This window comes from Burkholderia sp. IDO3 (assembly GCF_003366075.1).
In the GTDB taxonomy this organism is placed as follows: Bacteria; Pseudomonadota; Gammaproteobacteria; order Burkholderiales; family Burkholderiaceae; genus Burkholderia; species Burkholderia anthina.
In genome coordinates this window covers 142,134-160,583 of sequence record NZ_CP028962.1, presented here as the reverse complement: position 1 = coordinate 160,583, position 18,450 = coordinate 142,134, and the positions used below count along the sequence as shown (strand labels likewise).

Here is an 18,450-nt window from a genome sequence, read left to right as displayed (position 1 = left end):
CCATGAAGCGAATCATCCCCCTGTTGCGCACCGTGCTGACGGTCGCGATCATCCTCGGCATCCTCGGCGCGATCTACGGGCTGTGGGTGCGCTACCAGATCGAGCCGCTCACGCGCGACGGCAAGGTGCGCGCCGACGTGGTGCCGATCGCGCCCGACGTGAGCGGCCTCGTCACCAACGTGCGCGTGCACGACAACCAGAAGGTCACGAAAGGCCAGGTCCTGCTCGTGATCGATCCGTCGCGCTACCGCATCGCGCTCGAACAGGCCGATGCGAACATCGCGAGCGAACAGGCCGAACTCGACGAAGCGGTGCGCGAAGACCGCCGCAATCGCGCGATGCCGGATGTGGTCGCCGAAGAATCGACGCAGCAGGGCACGACGCGCGTCGAGAAACTGCGCGCCGCGCTCGCGCAGGCGCACTCCGCACGCGATCTTGCCGCGCTGAACCTGGCGCGCACGCTGGTGCGCGCGCCGATCGACGGCACCGTGACCAACGTCGGGCTGCTGCCGGGCGTCTACCTGAACGCCGGCAAGGGCGCGATGGCGCTGGTGAACGACGCGTCGCTGCGCGTCGAAGGCTACTTCGAGGAAACCAAGCTGCCGGCCATTCATGTCGGCGATCCGGCCAGCATCTACCTGATGGGTGTCGCAACCGAGATCCGCGGCCACGTGCAGAGCATCGCCGGCGGCGTCGAGGACCGCGAGCGGGCGGGCGGCGATGCGCAGCTCGCGAACGTGAACCCGGCGTTCACGTGGGTGCGGCTCGCGCAACGCATCCCGGTACGCGTCGCGATCGATGCGGTGCCGCCCGGCGTGCGGCTCGTGCCGGGGCAGACCGCGTCGGTCGAGATTCATGCGCGGGCCGGCGACGTGACGGTACGCAGGAGCCTGCCATGGTGAGCCTGCGCACGACCGCCCTTGCCGCGCTGTGCATCGCGCTCGCCGCGTGCGCGGAGGTCGGCCCCGACTATCGCGTTCCGTCGAACGCGCTCGTGAACGCACCGGCCGCGAACGGCGCGTTCGTTGCGGGCACATCGATTGCGTCGGCCGATCCGCTGCCCGATCACTGGTGGCGCCTCTATACCGATCCGGTGCTCGACGGGCTCGTCGAAAAGGCGCTGGCGAGCAACGTCGACCTGCGCGCCGCGCAGGCGAACCTCGAACGCAGCAACGCACTGCTTGCGGCGACGCGCACGGCGCGCGAGCCGAGCGTCGGCGTCGACGCTTCGACGAACTACACGCAGCAGTCGGCGGCCTCGGTGCTGTCGCACGTCGAGCCGCCGCGTCACGAGATCTACAACATGGGGCTCACGATGAGCTACGACCTCGACCTGTTCGGCGGCATCCGGCGCGGGATCGAGGCGGCGTCCGCCGACAACGAGGCCGTCGCCGCGGCGCGCGATCTCGTGCGCGTGAACGTCGCCGCCGAAGTGACGCGCGCGTATTCGGACCTGTGCAATGCCGGCAACCAGATCGACGTGCTGCAGCGTTCCATCGCAGTCCAGCAGCAGCGCCTCGCGCTGACGCGCCAGCTGATCGCGAACGGCCGCGCGCCGACGTTCGAGCAGCAGCGCGACCAGGGCGGCCTCGAGAACAGCCGCGCGCAGCTCGCGCCGTTGCAGGCGCGCCGGCTGAACGCGGCGTTCCGTCTCGCGACGCTGTCCGGGCGGCCGCCGGCAAACTACGATCGCACGCTGCTGACGTGCAGCACGCCGCTGCGACTGTCGAAACCGCTTCCAGCCGGCGACGGGCGCGCGCTACTGAAACGCCGCCCCGATGTGCGTGCGGCCGAGCGCCGGCTCGCGGCATCGACGGCGCGCATCGGCGTCGAAACGGCCGCGCTCTATCCGGACATCAAGCTCGGCGCGGGCATCGGCTCGACCGGCGGCGCCGCCGCGTTCTTCACGCCGCTGACGAACCGCTTCGCGATCGGCCCGATGGTCACGTGGGACCTGCATCGCAGCACGATCCGCGACCGCATCGAAGCCGCACATGCCGACAGCCGCGCGAGCCTTGCCCATTTCGACGCGACCGTGCTCACCGCGCTGCGCGAAACCGAAACGTCGCTCGATACCTACGCGGGTGCGCTCGACCGGTTGCAACGCCTCAAGGCGTCGCGCGACGCGGCGCGCGACGTGATGGACCGCACCGACGAGCTGCGGCGCGGCGGCCGGGTCGGCGGGCTGGCGGCGCTCGATGCGCAGCGCACGTGGCTGGCCGCCGAAACGGCCGTCGCCGCCGCGCAGCAGGACGTGAACAACGACCAGATCTCGACGTTCCTGGCGCTCGGAGGCGGCTGGCAATGAGCATGTCCGACGACCTGACGATCGAACGCGATACCGCGCTCGCGCCGGTAGCGGCAACCATGCCCGACTCCGGCGTTGCCACGCGCGCCGACGTCTTCCCGCGCACCGCGCGAGCGCGGCCCGCCGCGTCGCAACCAGCGCATAATGTCGCCATGCCCGACCCACGCGACCCGCGACTCAATCCGCGCAAGATGAAGTTCACCCAACGCAGCCCCCTGCTTCGCAACATCAGCTATCTGCTGGCGATCGACGAGCACCGCAACTTCACGCGGGCCGCCGAAGCGCTCAGCGTGTCGCAGTCGGCGTTGTCGCAGAAGGTGCGCCAGCTCGAGGACGAACTCGGCGCACAACTGTTCGACCGCAGCGGGCGCATGGTCCAGCTCACCGATTTCGGCAGCGTCTACCTCGAATATGCGCGCCGCGCGCACAACGACCTGCTGACCGCGCAGCGCGCGCTGCACGACGTGCACGACCTGTCGCGCGGGCAACTGCGGATCGGCTTCACGCCGACCTTCACCGAATATCTCGTCGCACCCGTGATCGAGCAGTTCCACGAGCGCTATCCGGGCATCGTGATCGAGATCACCGAGATGTCGCTCGATGCGGTGGAAACCGCGCTGGGCGACGATCAGGTCGATCTCGCGTTCGGCTTCGTCGACGTGCGCTCCGACGAAATCGAGGCCGAGGCGCTGTTTCCCGAGCAACTGATGCTCGTGGTCGGCCGCACGCATCCGCTGACCGCGCAGCGCGAGCCCGTCACGCCGACGCAGCTCGCCGGCACGCCGCTCGCGCTGCTGACGACGAGCTTCGTGTCGCGCTTCTATGTCGACAGCTATTTCCAGTCGTACGCCATGCAGCCCGACGTCGCGCTGCAGGCGAATTCGATCAGCGCGGTGCTGAAGATCGTGAGCCGCGGCAAGATCGCGACGATCCTGCCCGGCACGATCGAGTTCGAGCATCGCGACCTGCAGTACGTGCCGCTCGATCCGCCGTTTCCGGTCCGCACGGTCGCGCTGCTGCGTCGCAAGGGCGCATATCGCACCGTCGCGTCGACCGCGTTCGCGGCGCTGGTGCGCGAGATGCTCGAACACGGCAGCCTGGCGTCGCTGCGCACGCTGACGCCACGCGATCACGCGTGACCTCCGCTTCGTCGCCCGACGGGCGGCGAATCCCGCACGAATCGTCCAGTCGGCCCGACGCCGCGCCCGCATGACGGGCGCGGCGATCGTACGCACGCACGCGTCCTGGTAATTTTGGATTCCGTATTTTCAATCCTGCATTGATGCAATAACTTTCATCGATCGACAATCGCTTTGCCTTATCGACCGGATCGGAAATTCGCCTTGGACACGATCAGGGTTTTCCTTCATCCTTTCGTCATCGATTCAAGGTAATCCGACCGCGCCGAATCCCGACGCGGCGGGCGCCAGCGCCCCGTCCGCACGATCTTTCCGCGATACGCCGACATACCGAATCGAACAGGAAAAATACCTTATATATATTATCGGAATCCTAAATGTTTAAGTTTGTCACGGTACCTGTCGCCACCGTTCTCATTGCATTTTCCGGCGTCGCCGCAACCACCAGTACATACGCGCAACAGCAGCAACAACAACCGGCATCGCAAGCAGCCGCCCCCGTCTACACCGCGCAACTCGCCGCCCGCTCGAACGACGTCGGCAATGCGCGCGCCGCCGCCGCGACGAAGGCCGTCGTCCCGCTTCGCCCTGCGCCGGCCGGCCGCCAGCGCGCCGCGGACGCCGACTGCGTCGGCCCCGTGAGCTTCTGCAACGTCTACTTCGGCAGCTGATCGCACCGCCTCCAACGCCCAGCTACAGGAATCGTCGTGAACCATCTGTTCAGTGCGATGCGGGTCTTTCTCAAGGTTGCAGACACGCATCATTTCTCTCATGCCGCGCACCAGCTGAATCTCTCGCCGTCGCTGGTCACGCGTTACGTCGGCGATCTCGAAGCGCACCTGGGCGTGAAACTGCTGCAACGCTCGACGCGCAAGACGGTACTGACCGAAGTTGGCGTCCGCTATGCGGAAGGGTGCCGCGCGCTGCTGATGGATCTGTCGGAAATCGAGTCGCGCGCCACGCAGGCATCGAGCCAGATTGCCGGCGACCTGAACGTCGTCGTGCTCCACAGCCTGATGTCGGCGGAGCTCGCCGGACTGTTCGCCGAATACCAGTCGCGTCATCCGGACGTGTCGCTGCACATCACGCTGACCGAATCGGAAGTGGATCTGCTCGGCGGCAGCTTCGACGCCGGCATCGTCGCCGACTCGATGATCACGTCGATGTCCGTCGTGTCGCGCACGCTGGTGCATGCACCGCTCGTCGCGGTCGCGTCTCCGGGCTACCTGCTCGAAGCGGCGGCACCGCAGCGGCCGGCCGACCTCGACGGCCACCGGATCGTCGGTCTTTCGGCCGGCCCGAGAACCTGCCGATGGGCCGGCCCGAACGGCACGCTCGATGCGATCCAGCTCGATGCGCCGCTCACCGTGAACAGCGCATTGATGCAGCGCCAGCTCGCGCTGGCCGGCGGCGGCATCGCGCTGCTGCCCGAATACGCGGTCGCCAGCGACCTGCGCATCGGCACGCTGACGCGCGTGCTCGGCGACTACCGGATCGTGAACGACGGCGTGACCGTGTCGCTCGTGTACCCCGGCCGCGAGTTCCTGCCCGGCAAGGTGCGCGCGTTCGTCGACCTCGCGGCCGAACGATTCAGGCTGCCGTCGATCGGCGCGCCGCGTGCCGCCGGCACGCTCAACGCGAACCGCATGCCCGACACGAGGGTCGCCGACGCGGCGATTGCCGATGCGTGAACGTCGCGTCGCGCGTCGCCCACTTTCACTCGATCTGGAACAGAGCTCGCCAGGATTGGCCGTATATCCCGGCGATCCGGGTTCCTAAACTTGTCACGTCGGTTCAGGCCATCGCACTCGCGCCGAACCGCAACGAAACCTTCTGAGGAAATCGTGAAATCCATCATCGTCACCATCGCCACTGTCGCCGCTACCGCTACCGTCCTGCTCGCCGCACCGACCGCGTCCTACGCGCAGTCGTCGCACTCGACGCTCACGCGCGCACAGGTTCGCCAGGAACTGCTCGACCTCGAATCGGTCGGCTACGATCCGGCAACCGGCGAGAGCGACAACTATCCGGACGACCTGATCGCCGCCCAGGAACGCCTGGCCGCGAAACGCGTCGCGGAGCACAAGAGCAGCGAAGCCGCATATGGCCCGAGCGGCGCACCGGGCACGTCTTCGGGCGCACCGGCCGTCGCCGCGGTGAAGCGATAACGCGCCGCCGGGCGCCGCGGCAAGCATCGCTTGCCGGGCCGAACCGCACGACGCTCGTCACACCGTTCGAAATCGAGGAATTCCCGAAATACATCTCGGCGCTCGACCTGATCCAGCGCGCGGTCACGCGGCTCGCGGCCACGCAGCGCTCCGATGCCGACCTCGCGAAGATCCGCAAGGCCGACGACGTCTACATGGAAGCCGTCGCGAGCGGCGACTTCCAGGCGATGTCGGAGACCAACAAGGCGCTGCACATGGCGATCGCGCACGCCGCGAACAATCCGTACTTCATCGGCTACTACGAGCGGCTGCTCGGCGAAGGCCAGCGCCTGCTGCATCTGCATTTCGATTTCACGGTGAGTTCGCCGACGGCGGCCAAGCTCGGCCGCGACCACGACGAACTGATCGACGCGATCGCGCGGCGCGATGCCGATGCGGCCGAGCGGGCCGCGCACGAACACACGATGCTGTTCCAGAAGCGCTTCCTCGACTACATGAAGCAGAACATGACGGAATCGATGGCGGTGCTGTAACGCAGCCGCATCGGTGCACCGCGGGCCGGCACGCGAGCCCGTCCGGCTAGAATACCGGCCTGCCGCGCCATCCGCCGCGGCCGGAGGATATTCATCATGACCGCACGTCGCGGTGCCGAGGTCGCCATTGCGCCCGGTCACGAGACAGCCAGCCTGTCGACAGCCCAGAAAACGTTCAATACGCTCGTCAAGCAGATCGAAAAGCGGCGCGAGCGTCTCGGCGCGTGGGAAGCCATCACGCCGGCGTTCCAGAAGAAGTTCGTCGACGGGCTGTTGCCGCTCGAACGGGAATCGACGGCGCTGCGGATCCGGTTGCTCCATCTGCTCGACGATGCGTTTCTGCAGAAGGGCTTGAGCAAGGCCGAACAACGTACGCTGTCCGACCTGATCGCCGATATGGCTCGCGATTTGCTGCACGTCAGCGACGATGCCGGGTTGAAGGCCATGTACGACCGGCATCGCGCCTCCGCGAACGTCGGCGACGCAGCAGCCGAGCCTGCGCCGACGAAACCGAAACCGGAACCTGACCCGGCGCCGGCGAACGATCTCGACGCGCTGTCGCCCGACGAACTCGCCGAGCGGATGCAGGCCGAACTCGACGCCCAGTTCGAGCGCGACATGGCCGCGCACGCGGCCCGCGAGGCGCAGCGCGCGAAGCGCAAGAAAGCACCGAAGCAATCGGCCGCGCAGGCCCGGATCGAAGCCGAGCAGGCCGAATCGAGCAAGTCGATCCGCGAGATCTATCGCAAGCTCGCCAGCGCGCTGCATCCCGATCGCGAAACCGATCCGCAGGAACAGCAGCGCAAGACCGTGCTGATGCAGCGGGTCAACCACGCTTACGAGAAGGGCAATCTGCTGCAGCTGCTCGAACTGCAGCTGGAGATCGAACAGATCGACCGCCGTGCGATCGACGGCCTCGGCGAAGCGCGGCTCGCGCGCTACAACGGCATCCTGGAGGAACAGCTGCGCGAACTCGATCGTGAGATCGAGCACGTCGAGCGCGATTTCCGGCGGACGTACGGCATCGCGTCGTCGGTCAAGGTCGCACCCGATACCGTCGTGCGCATGCTCGCGCGCGACATCGCCGGCATGCAGCGCGGCAATCAGGATCTGACCGTCGCGCTGCGCGAGTTCGAGGATCCGGACAAGGTCCGGGACTGGCTGAAGGACATGAAGCGGCGGCCGGTCTCTTCGCGCTTCGACGACGATTCGTTTTGAGCGAAGCGGGCCGCACCCATCGATAGCGGCCCCCGCGCTGCGCCCCTTACGCTACGCCGCGCCGGCCAGCGAGCGATCGAGCGCCACGAGCGTCTGGTACAGCACGCGCGTCCCGTCGAGCAGTTGCCGCGGCTCGATCCATTCCTCCGGACAATGGCTGCGGCCGCCCAGGCACGGAATGAAGATCATCCCGATCGGCCCGGTCGGCGCGACGTACACCGCATCGTGCCCCGCACCGCTCGGCAGCCGCATGCTCGGATAGCCGAGCTGCGTGGCCGCCTGCTCGACCGCGTCCATCACGAGCGGCTGGCAATCGGTCGGCCGCGCACGGCTCACGTGCTCGGCACGCGCGCTCAGCCGTAGCGCGTCGAGCCGCGCGGCCGCACCGGCCAGCAGCGTCTCGGGGAAATCGTCGAGCACCGCGTCGCTGTCGCTGCGCACCTCCAGCATCAGCTCGACGTGCCCCGGCACCGCGTTCGGCACGTTCGGCGTCATCGCGATCCGCCCGATCGTCGCCACCACGTAATGCGGATTGCCCGACAGCGCCGACGCCCGCGCATGCGCGGCCTCGATCAGGTGCGCGGCGCCGACGAGCGCGTCGCGGCGGATGTCCATCGGCGTGGTGCCCGCATGGTCGGGCTGCCCGGTCACGGTGATCAGCACGCGCCGAATGCCGACGATGTTGGTCACGACGCCGATCGGCAAGCCGCGCGTCTCGAGCACCGGGCCTTGCTCGATATGCAGCTCGACGAACGCGGCCGTGCTGCCCGGCGCGCGCAGCGGTTCGCGCAGCGCGTCGGGGTTGCCGCCGATGCGGCGCAGCGCGTCGGCGAGCGTTTCGCCTTCGGCGTTCGTCGCACGCAGCATGCCGGCATCGAGCACGCCCGACAGCGCGCGGCTGCCGACGCACGAGATGCCGTAGTCGCTCGGCTCTTCCGACAGGAAGTCGATCACCTCGAACGGATGGTCGAGCACGATCCCCTGCTCGTGCAGCGTATGCGCGACCTCGATGCCGGCGAGCACGCCGATGATGCCGTCGAAACGGCCGCCGCCGACCACCGTGTCGCAGTGTGACCCCGTGACGAGCGGCTTCGTGCAACGGCCGCTGCCTTCACGGCGGCCGATCAGGTTGCCGCCCGCGTCCATCGACACCGCGAGCCCGGCTTCGGCGAACTGCGCGGCAAGCCATGCGCGCGCGTCGGTGAAGAGCGGCGAGAACGCGCGGCGGGTCCACGGGACATCGGGCCGCGTAAAGCGCGCCAGTTGCTCGACGCGCGCGTTCAGGCGTTCGGCGTTCAGCGGCGGAAAAGACGTCGGATTCATGCGTGGGGCTCCTGTTGCGTGGCGATCGACCGGCTGCCGTGCGGCTTCAGGAAGCGGCCCGAACCTGCCGGGTTGACGATGCGCTCGCCGTCATACACGAGCGCGCCGCGACAGTAGGTGGCGGCGATCCGCACCGTGAATTCCATCCCTTCGAACGCGCTCCACTGCACGGCCGACAGGCTGCGCGACGGATCGAACGCGTAACGTTCCGGCGTGAGGATCACGAAGTCCGCATCGGCGCCGATATCGAGCGACCCTTTGCGATCGTCGAGCAGGAAATGCCGCGCCGGGTTCGTCGAGAGCAGTTCGGCCACCCGCGTCGGCGCGATGCCGTGCTGCTCGCAGCCGGTCCAGAATGCCGGCAGCAGGGTTTCGAGCCCCGGCCCGCCCGACGCGTTGCGGAACACGTTCGGGTCGCCCTTGCGTTCCAGCCCCCAGCTCACGTGATCCGACGACACGAACGTGCATTCGCCGCGCGCGATGTGCGTCCACAGCAGCACCTGTTCGGCGCGCGGCCGGATCGGCGGGTAGTGCTTCGTCTTCGCGCCGAAGCGCTTCGTATGCGTTTCGTGGTCGAGCATCAGGTACTGCACGCAGGTCTCGATGCTTGAGCGATGGCCGGCACGCCGGTACATGTTGCACAGTTCGAAGCCGCGCGACGTCGACACGTGCACCGCGTGTGCGCGGGCGCCCGTTTCCGCGCCGATCTCGTAGATCAATGCGGTCGCGAGGTTCTCGATCAGCGGCGGATGCGCGCGCAGGAACGCATCCCAGCCCGTGTCGCCCGCTTCGATCATGCGCGCGACGTTCTTGCGCGTCAGGTCCTGCATCTGGTTGTGCACGCCGCATGCGAGACCCGACGGCGCGATCAGCCGGAATGCTTCGTACAGCACATCCTCCTCGACGCGCGGGAACCGGCCGGGCGTCGCCTCGAACGTCGAGAACTTGAATGCGCACACGCCGCCGTCGATCAGACCGGCCGCCGCTTCGAGGCCGTGCTTCGCGTTGAGCGTGCCGTACAGCGCGACGTCGACGTGACAGTCGCGCTCGGCTTCCGCGATCTTGCGGTCGAGTTGCGCACGTGACGCAACCGGCTCCGGATCGTCGTACGGCATGTCGACCATCACCGTCACGCCACCGGCGGCGGCCGCACGCGACGCGTGACCGAGCCCCTCCTGGTTCGCCTGACTGGCCGCATGAACCTGCCCGTCGACGACGCCCGGCAGCACCCACTGCCCGCGCGCATCGACCGTATCGCGCGCCGCCGGCGGTACGCCCGTGCCGCGCGCGGCGATCCGTCCATCCCGGATCGCGAGCCAGCCGTCGTCGACTACCTCGTGCGCATCGACCAGCCGGCCGCGCACGACCTGTTCGAATTCGCTCATCTTCGCCTCCTGCTTTTTTGATCACGAGCAGTTTAGGCAGCGCTCTGCCAGAATGTCTCATGCCGATTTATCGTCCCCACATAACATGGAGTTAAGGCTGTGCGTCTGAATCTGCGCCAGATCGAGGTGTTTCGCGCCATCATGCTGACCGGCTCGATCAGCGGCGCCGCGAAGCTGCTGCACGTGTCGCAGCCGGCCGTCTCGCGGCTCATTTCGTATGCCGAGCAACGGCTCGGCCTCGCGCTGTTCGAGCGCATCAAGGGGCGGCTCTACCCGACGCCGGAAGCACAGCGGCTGTTCGTCGAGGTCAATGCGGTGTACCAGGGCGTGCAGCGCGTGAACGAAATCGCGGAAGACCTGATCGAGAACCGGATGGGCCACCTGCGCATCGCGTGCAGCCCCAACCTCGGTCAATCGCTGCTGCCGCGCGCGATCGCGGCGTTCTACGCGCGCTTTCCCGACGTGCGCATCATCCTGCACACGATGATCCCGAGCGTGCTGCTGCAGGCCGTGCTCACGCAACAGGTCGAACTCGGCATCGCGTTCCTGCAGGACACGCATCCGAACGTCGAGAGCCAGCGCCTCTATGAAAACCGGATGGTCGCGGCCGTGCCCGCGTCGCACCCGTTCGCGCGGCGCAAGACGCTGGCCGTGCGCGATCTCGCGAACCAGCCGCTGATCGGCTATGGCAGCGACATTCCGCTCGGGCAACTGGTGCGCCGGCTGTTCAGCGACGAAGGGCTCGTGCCGCAGGTCAAGATCGAAGTGCAGCAGGCGCACGTCGCGTGCGCGCTCGCACAGGCCGGCACCGGCATCGCGCTGATCGACGAACTGACGGTTGCCGGGCCCGTATGGCCGCAGATCGTCGTGAAGCCGATCGTGCCGACCATCGCCGCCCCCGTCAGCGTGCTGCACCCGGTGCTCGCGCCGCTGTCGCGCCTCGCGCACGAATTCATCGACACGCTGCACGCGCTTTCCGCGGACGCATGAATTTCGTTATCTGAACGGGCTGGAATCCTTGTCCAGCCTGCATTTCGTCGTCGCACCGGAGGCGGCGGATCACCCCGTTCGCGACCCGTCGCTCGAGCGTCACCGGGATTACCCTACGCTTAACATTGCGTTATGAAGTCTCCATAAAATAGCAATAACGCTCAATATTCGGCGTCCCTAGAATCGTTTGGACAGTACCGCCACACAAGGCTTTCCGGCCGGCGCGTACAGCCCTTTTCCCCTCTCAGGACAAACGACACATGGGACGCATTCTGTCTTCGAAAGACGTCGAAGCCGCCGTCAAGGGCGGTTCGGTTTTCGCATGCGGCGGCGGCGGCTGGGCCGACCACGGCCGCGAACTCGGCACGCTCGCGGTCACGATCGGCCGCCCCGAACTGGTGAGCATCGACGAGCTGCCCGACGACGCGTGGATCGCCACCGCCGCCGCGATCGGCGCGCCGGGCGGCCTCACCGACTGGCAAATGCTCGGCTCGGACTACGTGAAGGCCGCGCAGCTCGTGCAGGACGCGCTCGGCGCGCCGCTCGCGGGGCTCATCATCGGGCAGAACGGGATGTCCAGCACGCTGAACGCGTGGCTGCCGTCCGCGCTGCTCGGCACCAAGGTGGTCGACGCGGTGGGCGACATCCGCGCGCATCCGACCGGCGACATGGGCTCGCTCGGCCTCGCGTCGAGCACGACGCCGATGATCCAGGCAGCGGCCGGCGGCAACCGCGAACGGCATGCATACATGGAAGTGGTCGTGCGCGGCGCGACCGCGAAGGTGTCGCCGGTGCTGCGCAAGGCGGCCGACATGGCGGGCGGCTTCATCGCGAGCTGCCGCAACCCGATTCGCGCGTCGTACGTGCGCCAGCATGCGGCGCTCGGCGGCATCAGCCGCGCGCTCGCACTGGGCGAAGCGATCATCGACGCCGAACGGCGCGGCGGCAGCGCGGTGATCGATGCGATCTGCGCGGCCACGCACGGCGAGATCATCGCGAGCGGCAAGGTCGAGCGCAATACGCTCGAATACACGCGCGAAGCATTCGACGTCGGGCTCGTCTACGTCGGCAGCGGCGCGCAGCGCGCGGCCATTCACGTGATGAACGAACACATGGCGGTGGACGACGCGCACGGCGAACGGATCGCGACCTACCCCGACGTGATCACGACGCTCGACGCCGAAGGCCGCCCCGTCAGCGCGGGCCGGTTGAAGGAAGGGATGGAGATCCACGTGCTGCGGGTCGCGAAGGCACACATTCCGCTGTCGTCGTCGGTGTTCGATCCGGCGGTGTACCCGCCGGTCGAAGCCGCGCTCGGCATCTCGATCGCCGACTATGCGCTCGCGCGCTGAACGGGAGGCACGACGATGAACCAGACGACCCGCACCTTCGAAGTCACCTCCGGCAGCACGCTGCGCTGCAAGGGCTGGCGCCAGGAAGCGCTGCTGCGGCTGCTTGAAAACGTGCTCGCCGTCGGCGAGGACCCCGATCAACTGATCGTCTATGCGGCGCTCGGGCGCGCGGCGCGCGACTGGCCGTCGCACGACGCGATCGTGCGCACGCTGAAGACGATGGACGAGGACCACACGCTCGTCGTCCAGTCCGGCAAGCCCGTCGCGCTGCTGCGCACGCATGCGAGCGCGCCGCTCGTCGTGATGGCGAACTGCAACCTGATCGGCCAGTGGGCGAAGGCCGAGCACTTCTACGAACTGGAGCGACGCAACCTGATCTGCTGGGGCGGGCTCACGGCCGGCGACTGGCAGTACATCGGCTCGCAGGGCGTGATCCAGGGCACCTACGAAATCTTCTCGCGGATCGCCGAGCGCCATTTCGACAACGACCTGCGCGGGCGCTTCATCCTGACGGCCGGCCTCGGCGGGATGGGCGGTGCGCAGCCGCTCGCGGGGCGGATGGCCAATGCGGCGACGCTCGTCGTCGAGATCGATCAGACGCGCATCGACAAGCGGCTGCAGATCGGTTTTCTCGAACGGCAGGCGCGCGATCTCGACGAGGCGCTCGCGCTGATCCGCGACGCGCAAGCGCGGCGCGAGCCGATCTCGGTCGGCCTGCTCGGCAACGCGGCCGACGTGTTCCCGGCGATCCTCGCGCGCGGCGTCGTGCCCGACATCGTCACCGACCAGACGGCCGCGCACGATCTCGTGTACGGCTACGTGCCGTCGGGCTACACGCTCGACGACGTGCGCGCGCTGCGCGACAGCGACCGAACGCGGCTGATGGACGCGAGCCGCGCGTCGATCGTGCGGCACGTCGAAGCGATGCTCGGCTTCAAGGATCGCGGCGCGATCGTGTTCGACAACGGCAACCTGATCCGCACGCATGCGAAGGACGGCGGCGTCGCGCGCGCGTTCGAGATCCCGGTGTTCACCGAGGCGTTCCTGCGCCCGCTGTTCTGCCGCGCGATCGGCCCGTTCCGCTGGATCGCGCTGTCGAACGACCCGAACGACATCCGCATCATCGACGACTACCTGCTCGAACATTTTCCGGACAACCGGATCGTCACGAACTGGATCCGGAAAGCGCGCGAATGCGTGCCGTTCGAAGGCCTGCCCGCGCGCATCGCGTGGCTCGGCCACGGCGAGCGCACGCGGCTCGCGCTCGCCGTCAACGCGATGGTGCGCGACGGCGTGCTGGCCGGGCCGGTTGCGTTCACGCGCGACCACCTCGACGCGGGCGCGATGGCGCACCCGAACATCATGACCGAGAACCTGCGCGACGGCTCCGACGCGGTGGCCGACTGGCCGCTGCTGAACGCGATGATGAACTGCGCGTCGATGGCCGATCTCGTCGCGATCCATTCGGGCGGCGGCGGCTACAGCGGCTACATGACGAGCGCGGGCGTCACCGTCGTCGCCGACGGCAGCGCGGCGGCGGACGAACGGCTGACGCTGTCGATGACCAACGACACCGCGCTCGGGGTGATCCGCTACGCGGACGCCGGCTACGAAGAAGCGCTCGACGAAGCGCAACGCAAGCAGATTCCGCACATCCGGCTGTAAGGCCGTTCCGCACGACGACAGGAGATCGAAGTGAAGCAAACCGCGGTTCCCCTCGACACGGCCGACGCCGTGTCGCCCCCCGCATCGAGTGCCGGGCGCGCGATCGCCGCGGCGTCGATCGGCAACGCGCTGGAGTGGTACGACTTTTCCGTCTACGCGTTCTTTGCCGTGTACATCGCGCAGAATTTCTTCCATCGCGGCGACACGGGCACCGAGCTGGTCGAGGCCTTCATGGCGTTCGGGATCGGCTTCATCGCGCGGCCGCTCGGCGCGCTCGCGATCGGCGTGTACGGCGATCGCGCGGGCCGCAAGGCCGCGCTGACGCTGACCATCCTCGTGATGGCGGCCGGCACGGGCATCATCGCGTTCGCGCCGCCGTTCACCGCGATCGGCGTCGGCGCGCCGCTGCTGATCCTGTGCGGCCGCCTGCTGCAAGGCTTCTCGGCCGGCGGCGAAGTCGGCGGCGCCGCGGCGTTCCTGATCGAGCACGCGCCGGCGGACCGCAAGGGCCGCTACGCATCGTGGCTGCAGGCCAGCATGGCCGCGTCGAACATCCTCGGCGCGCTGGTCGCGACCGCCGTGACGCTCACGCTGTCGCGCGAACAGATCGGCGACTGGGGCTGGCGGATTCCGTTCATCCTCGGCCTCGCGATCGCGCCGGTCGGCCTGTGGCTGCGCAAGACGCTCGACGAAACGCCGCATTTCCGCGCGGAGATGGCACGTGCCGCCCACGCGCCGGCCGAGCACAAGACGCCGCTGCTGCAGGTCGTGCGCGACTATCCGCGCGCGCTCGTCGTCGGGACCGGATTCTCGGTGCTGTGGGCCGTGTGCGTGTATGCGCTGGTGATCTACATGCCGACGCACGTGCAGCGTGCGCTGCATTTCGACGGACGCGAAGCGTTCATCGCGTCGCTGGTCGGCAACTGCCTGATGGCCGTCACCTGCGTGTGCGCGGGCAGCTGGTCGGATCGTTTCGGCCGGCGCAGGGTGCTCGCGGCCGGCGCCACGCTGATGCTCGTATCGGTGTATCCGCTGCTGCACTGGCTCGCCGACGTGCACACGCTCGCCGCGCTCGTCACGGTGCAAAGCGCGTTCTGCGTGATGGTCGCGATCTTCACCGGCGTCGCGCCCGCCGCCCTGTCGGAGCTGTTCCCGACCCGCGTGCGCGCAACCGGCATGTCGCTGTCCTACAACATCGCCACGACGATCTTCGGCGGCTTCGCGCCGGCGATTCTCGCGTGGCTCACGCAGCGATCCGGCAACCCGTTCGCGCCTGCCTGGTACGTGATGGCCGCCAGCGCCATCGCCCTCGTATCGATCGCCGCACTGTCTTCCACGTCACGTCACGCCTGAAACCGGAGAACTGCTTCATGCCACGCTTCCTCATGCGGAGCGCGCTCGCGCTCGCGCTTTTCACTGCTGTCCCGGCCTTCGCGGACGTCACGCTCGACGGCCGCTCCGCCACCCCCGAATCGATCGCGCGCATCGCCGACGGCGAAGCCGTGTCGATCGCGCCGGCTGCCCGCCAGCGGGTCGCCGCCGCGCACGACGTGCTGCTGAAGGCCGCTGCGGCCGGCCAGCAGATCTACGGGCTGACGGTCGGCGTCGGCCTCAACAAGGATCGCGAAATGGTCGATGCGCACGGCAAGCTGAGCCAGGAGGTTATCGACGCGTCGACGCGCTTCAACATCGGGCTGATCCATGCCCACTCGGGCAGCGTCGGCCCCGACATGAGCGTGCGCGTGGCCCGCGCCGCGATGGCCGCGCGCCTGAACGCGATGCTCGACGGCGGGGCCGGCGTGCAGCCGGCGATCGTCGATGCGTACGCGCAGTTCCTCAATCGCGGCGTGACGCCGGCGATGCCGGCGGACGGCTCGATCGGCGAAGCGGACATCACGATCCTGAGCCACGTCGGGCTCGCGATGCTCGGCGAAGGCGACGTGTACTACCAGGGCCGCAAGCTCTCGGCCGCCGACGCGCTGAAGTCGGCCGGCATCGCGACGATCCGTCCGTACGGCAAGGACGCGCTCGCGATCCTCAGCTCCAACGCGTATTCGGCCGGCATGGCGGCGCTGGCGCTCACCGACATGGCGCGTTTCGCGCACGTGTCGAAGGTCGTGTTCGCGCTGAGCCTGCAGGGGCTGAACGGCAACGTGTCGCCGTTCCGCGAGGACACGCTGGCGCTGCGGCCGTTCCCGGCCACGCTGCGCGCGGGCGCGACGCTGCGCACGCTGCTCGCGGGCAGCAGCCTGTGGAATCGCGATCCGGACCGGCCGCTGCAGGATCCGCTCAGCTTCCGCTCCGGCGTCTATCTGCTCGGCGAAGAGGATCGCACCTACGACGAAGCGCGCGCGCTGCTGCAGATCCAGCTCAATTCGAGCGACGACAACCCGGGCGTCGCGGTCGGCGTCACGCCGAAGTCGAACCGCGCGCAGGACGCGGCCGGCTATGTCGACGGCGGCGGTGCGGTCCTGCCGAGCGCGAACTTCGAGCCGCTGCCGTGGGTGCTCGCGTTCGAGCAGCTCGGGCTCGCGCTCGGCCACAACGCGCTCGCATCCGCGCAGCGCATCGTCAAGCTGAACGACCCGCACCTCACCGGCCTGTCGCGCTTCCTCGGCACCGACGAGACCGTGCACGCATTCGGCGCGATGGAGAAGCCGCCGACCGCGCTCGCGATGACGGTGAAGTCGCTCGCGATGCCGGTGTCGCTCGACTACCTGCCGGTCGCCGGCGGCATCGAGGACGTCGCGACGAACGCGCCCGACGTCGTGCAGCGCGTGCAGAAGCAGATCGACGCGAGCTACACGCTGCTCGGCCTCGAACTGATCGAAGCCGCGCAGGCGATCGACCTGCGCCAGCGCAAGCAGCCGTCGTTCGCGCTCGCGCCGGCCACGCAGCCGCTCTATCGCGCACTGCGCGCGAAGGTCGCGTTCCTCCAGCGCGACCGCCCGCTCACGCCGGACTTCCGCGCCGCCGATACGCTGCTGCGCGCGTATCGCGACTGAGCGGCGCACCGCCCCTCCCGCGTTTCACCGTTTAGTTGCCGCACCCGCCGCCGCGATCGTCGCCCGATCGCGGCGGCGGCATGCACGTCCCTACGTTCCCGTATGCAACCGGATCGAAGCACCGCTCGCTCGCCGTCTCACCACCACCCTACACGGACCCGCATCATGAAAAGAATCCTGTTCGCGCTGCCGCTCGCCGCGGCCGCCACCGCTCACGCGCAAAGCAGCGTCACGCTGTACGGCATCGTCGAGGACGGCGTCGACTACGTGTCGAACGTGCAAGGCAAGCATCTCGTGCAGCTCGCGTCGGGCGTGACGGCCGGCAGCCGCTGGGGCGTGCGCGGCACCGAGGATCTCGGCGGCGGCCTGAGCGCGATCTTCCGGCTCGAAAGCGGTTTCGACCTCAACGCCGGCCGCCTCGGCAGCGGGCTCGCATTCTCGCGCAATGCCTACGTCGGGCTGAACGACGCGAAGCTCGGCACGCTCACGCTCGGCCGCCAGTGGGACTCGATCGTCGACTACGTCGAGCCGTTCACGCTGAACGGCAACGTCGGCGGCTACTACTTCGCGCACCCGAACGACATGGACAACACCGACAACGGCTTCCCGATCTCGAACGCGGTCAAGTACCGCAGCCCGACGATCGCGGGCATCACGTTCGGCGGTCTCTATGCATTCGGCGGGCAGCCCGGCCGTTTCTCCGACAACGCAACGTTCAGCGTCGGCGCGAACTACGCGGCGGGGCCGGTCGGCTTCGGCATCGGCTATCTGCGCATCAACAACCCGGGCGTGTCGACGCAGGGCTACCAGAACTATCCGGGCTTCACGAACGCGATCTACGGCAACTACCTCGACGCGGCGCGTGCGCAGAAGGTGTTCGGCGTCGGCGCGTCGTACCAGGTCGTTCAGTGGCTCAAGCTGCTGGCCGACTTCACGAACACGAACTTCCAGCAGGGCAGCGCGGGGCATGACGCGACATTCCAGAACTACGAGCTGTCGACGCTCGTCACGCCGACGCCCGCGGTGACGATCGGCGCCGGCTATACGTACACCACGGGCCGCGACCACGCGACGAACGCGGAGCCGAAATACCACCAGTTCAACCTGAGCGTCGAGTACGCGCTGTCCAAGCGCACGAGCGTCTACGTGATGGGTGCGTTCCAGAAGGCGGCGGGCGACGCGCCGGTCGCGCAGATCGCGGGCTTCAATCCGTCCGGCAACCAGAAGCAGGCGGTCGGGCGCGCGGGGATCCGGCACGTGTTCTGACGTTTTCGACGGCTGACGGCCGGCTGCGGCATCTGCGCCGCCGTTCGTCACGCGCCGTTCGACAACGCGGCGGCGCCCCTTCCATTTCGTTCCTTCAT

At 68.2% G+C, this 18,450-nt stretch carries 16 protein-coding genes; 14 read left to right on the top strand and 2 right to left on the bottom strand.

Annotated features, from left to right (window positions below; genetic code table 11):
* Positions 1-2: 2 nt before the first annotated feature.
* The 8 genes from DCN14_RS00735 (at position 3) to DCN14_RS00700 (ending at position 7,366) form a co-directional block, all read left to right on the top strand.
* Positions 3-902 (top strand): efflux RND transporter periplasmic adaptor subunit, encoded by a 900-nt coding sequence (locus DCN14_RS00735; protein WP_096500859.1) that lies wholly within the window; start codon positions 3-5, stop codon positions 900-902.
* The gene (locus tag DCN14_RS00730; protein WP_096500861.1) at positions 896-2,308 is read left to right on the top strand and encodes a TolC family protein; all 1,413 of its coding nucleotides are present in this window, start codon (positions 896-898) and stop codon (positions 2,306-2,308) included. Before DCN14_RS00735 ends, DCN14_RS00730 begins: the two co-directional genes overlap by 7 nt.
* Before the next feature lie 152 nt (positions 2,309-2,460).
* Complete coding sequence (gene cynR / locus DCN14_RS00725) at positions 2,461-3,447, top strand: transcriptional regulator CynR (RefSeq protein ID WP_096501050.1); 987 nt, start codon at positions 2,461-2,463, stop codon at positions 3,445-3,447.
* 377 nt (positions 3,448-3,824) lie between these two features.
* On the top strand, positions 3,825-4,118 hold the full coding sequence (locus DCN14_RS00720; RefSeq protein WP_096500863.1) for a hypothetical protein: 294 nt from the start codon (positions 3,825-3,827) through the stop codon (positions 4,116-4,118).
* A 36-nt stretch (positions 4,119-4,154) separates the two neighbouring features.
* Positions 4,155-5,138: a LysR family transcriptional regulator gene (locus tag DCN14_RS00715; protein WP_240327225.1), complete on the top strand. Its 984-nt coding sequence runs from the start codon at positions 4,155-4,157 to the stop codon at positions 5,136-5,138.
* A 153-nt stretch (positions 5,139-5,291) separates the two neighbouring features.
* Entirely contained in the window at positions 5,292-5,615 is a 324-nt protein-coding gene (locus DCN14_RS00710) for a DUF4148 domain-containing protein (protein ID WP_096500865.1), read from the top strand.
* Complete coding sequence (locus DCN14_RS00705) at positions 5,549-6,148, top strand: FCD domain-containing protein (protein WP_341772270.1); 600 nt, start codon at positions 5,549-5,551, stop codon at positions 6,146-6,148. Before DCN14_RS00710 ends, DCN14_RS00705 begins: the two co-directional genes overlap by 67 nt.
* Positions 6,149-6,244: 96 nt before the next feature.
* Complete coding sequence (locus DCN14_RS00700) at positions 6,245-7,366, top strand: J domain-containing protein (RefSeq protein ID WP_096500867.1); 1,122 nt, start codon at positions 6,245-6,247, stop codon at positions 7,364-7,366.
* 51 nt (positions 7,367-7,417) lie between these two features.
* On the opposite strand, the gene DCN14_RS00695 is transcribed toward DCN14_RS00700, so the two are convergent.
* A complete protein-coding gene (locus tag DCN14_RS00695) occupies positions 7,418-8,689 on the bottom strand; it encodes a Zn-dependent hydrolase (protein ID WP_096500869.1) in 1,272 nt (423 codons plus the stop codon).
* On the bottom strand, positions 8,686-10,074 hold the full coding sequence (locus DCN14_RS00690) for an amidohydrolase family protein (protein ID WP_096500871.1): 1,389 nt from the start codon (positions 10,072-10,074) through the stop codon (positions 8,686-8,688). Before DCN14_RS00690 ends, DCN14_RS00695 begins: the two co-directional genes overlap by 4 nt.
* Positions 10,075-10,173: 99 nt before the next feature.
* Here DCN14_RS00690 and DCN14_RS00685 point away from each other — a divergent pair, with 99 nt between their 5' ends.
* The 6 genes from DCN14_RS00685 to DCN14_RS00660 all read left to right on the top strand — a co-directional run bounded on the left by DCN14_RS00685 (position 10,174) and on the right by DCN14_RS00660 (position 18,352).
* Positions 10,174-11,064, top strand: coding sequence for a LysR family transcriptional regulator (locus DCN14_RS00685; protein ID WP_096500873.1), 891 nt, complete (start codon positions 10,174-10,176; stop codon positions 11,062-11,064).
* A 260-nt stretch (positions 11,065-11,324) separates the two neighbouring features.
* Positions 11,325-12,416 carry a DUF917 domain-containing protein gene (locus tag DCN14_RS00680; RefSeq protein ID WP_096500876.1) on the top strand — a complete coding sequence of 364 codons (1,092 nt, stop codon included), beginning with the start codon at positions 11,325-11,327 and terminating at the stop codon, positions 12,414-12,416.
* 15 nt (positions 12,417-12,431) lie between these two features.
* Positions 12,432-14,081 carry a urocanate hydratase gene (locus tag DCN14_RS00675; RefSeq protein ID WP_096500878.1) on the top strand — a complete coding sequence of 550 codons (1,650 nt, stop codon included), beginning with the start codon at positions 12,432-12,434 and terminating at the stop codon, positions 14,079-14,081.
* A 30-nt stretch (positions 14,082-14,111) separates the two neighbouring features.
* On the top strand, positions 14,112-15,434 hold the full coding sequence (locus DCN14_RS00670) for an MFS transporter (protein WP_162826150.1): 1,323 nt from the start codon (positions 14,112-14,114) through the stop codon (positions 15,432-15,434).
* A gap of 17 nt (positions 15,435-15,451) precedes the next feature.
* Positions 15,452-17,086 (top strand): aromatic amino acid ammonia-lyase, encoded by a 1,635-nt coding sequence (locus tag DCN14_RS00665; RefSeq protein ID WP_096500880.1) that lies wholly within the window; start codon positions 15,452-15,454, stop codon positions 17,084-17,086.
* Positions 17,087-17,251: 165 nt separating this feature from the next.
* On the top strand, positions 17,252-18,352 hold the full coding sequence (locus DCN14_RS00660; protein WP_096500882.1) for a porin: 1,101 nt from the start codon (positions 17,252-17,254) through the stop codon (positions 18,350-18,352).
* Positions 18,353-18,450 lie beyond the last annotated feature (98 nt).

Excerpts from the sequence above, each read along its gene's own strand:
- DCN14_RS00680 (WP_096500876.1), top strand. The coding sequence starts at position 11,325 with ATGGGACGCATTCTGTCTTCGAAAGACGTCGAAGCCGCCGTCAAGGGC.
- DCN14_RS00720 (WP_096500863.1), top strand. The coding sequence starts at position 3,825 with ATGTTTAAGTTTGTCACGGTACCTGTCGCCACCGTTCTCATTGCATTT.
- DCN14_RS00700 (WP_096500867.1), top strand. The coding sequence starts at position 6,245 with ATGACCGCACGTCGCGGTGCCGAGGTCGCCATTGCGCCCGGTCACGAG.
- DCN14_RS00675 (WP_096500878.1), top strand. The coding sequence starts at position 12,432 with ATGAACCAGACGACCCGCACCTTCGAAGTCACCTCCGGCAGCACGCTG.
- DCN14_RS00690 (WP_096500871.1), bottom strand. The coding sequence starts at position 10,074 with ATGAGCGAATTCGAACAGGTCGTGCGCGGCCGGCTGGTCGATGCGCAC.
- DCN14_RS00660 (WP_096500882.1), top strand. The coding sequence starts at position 17,252 with ATGAAAAGAATCCTGTTCGCGCTGCCGCTCGCCGCGGCCGCCACCGCT.
- cynR (WP_096501050.1), top strand. The coding sequence starts at position 2,461 with ATGCCCGACCCACGCGACCCGCGACTCAATCCGCGCAAGATGAAGTTC.
- DCN14_RS00695 (WP_096500869.1), bottom strand. The coding sequence starts at position 8,689 with ATGAATCCGACGTCTTTTCCGCCGCTGAACGCCGAACGCCTGAACGCG.
- DCN14_RS00735 (WP_096500859.1), top strand. The coding sequence starts at position 3 with ATGAAGCGAATCATCCCCCTGTTGCGCACCGTGCTGACGGTCGCGATC.
- DCN14_RS00665 (WP_096500880.1), top strand. The coding sequence starts at position 15,452 with ATGCCACGCTTCCTCATGCGGAGCGCGCTCGCGCTCGCGCTTTTCACT.
- DCN14_RS00730 (WP_096500861.1), top strand. The coding sequence starts at position 896 with ATGGTGAGCCTGCGCACGACCGCCCTTGCCGCGCTGTGCATCGCGCTC.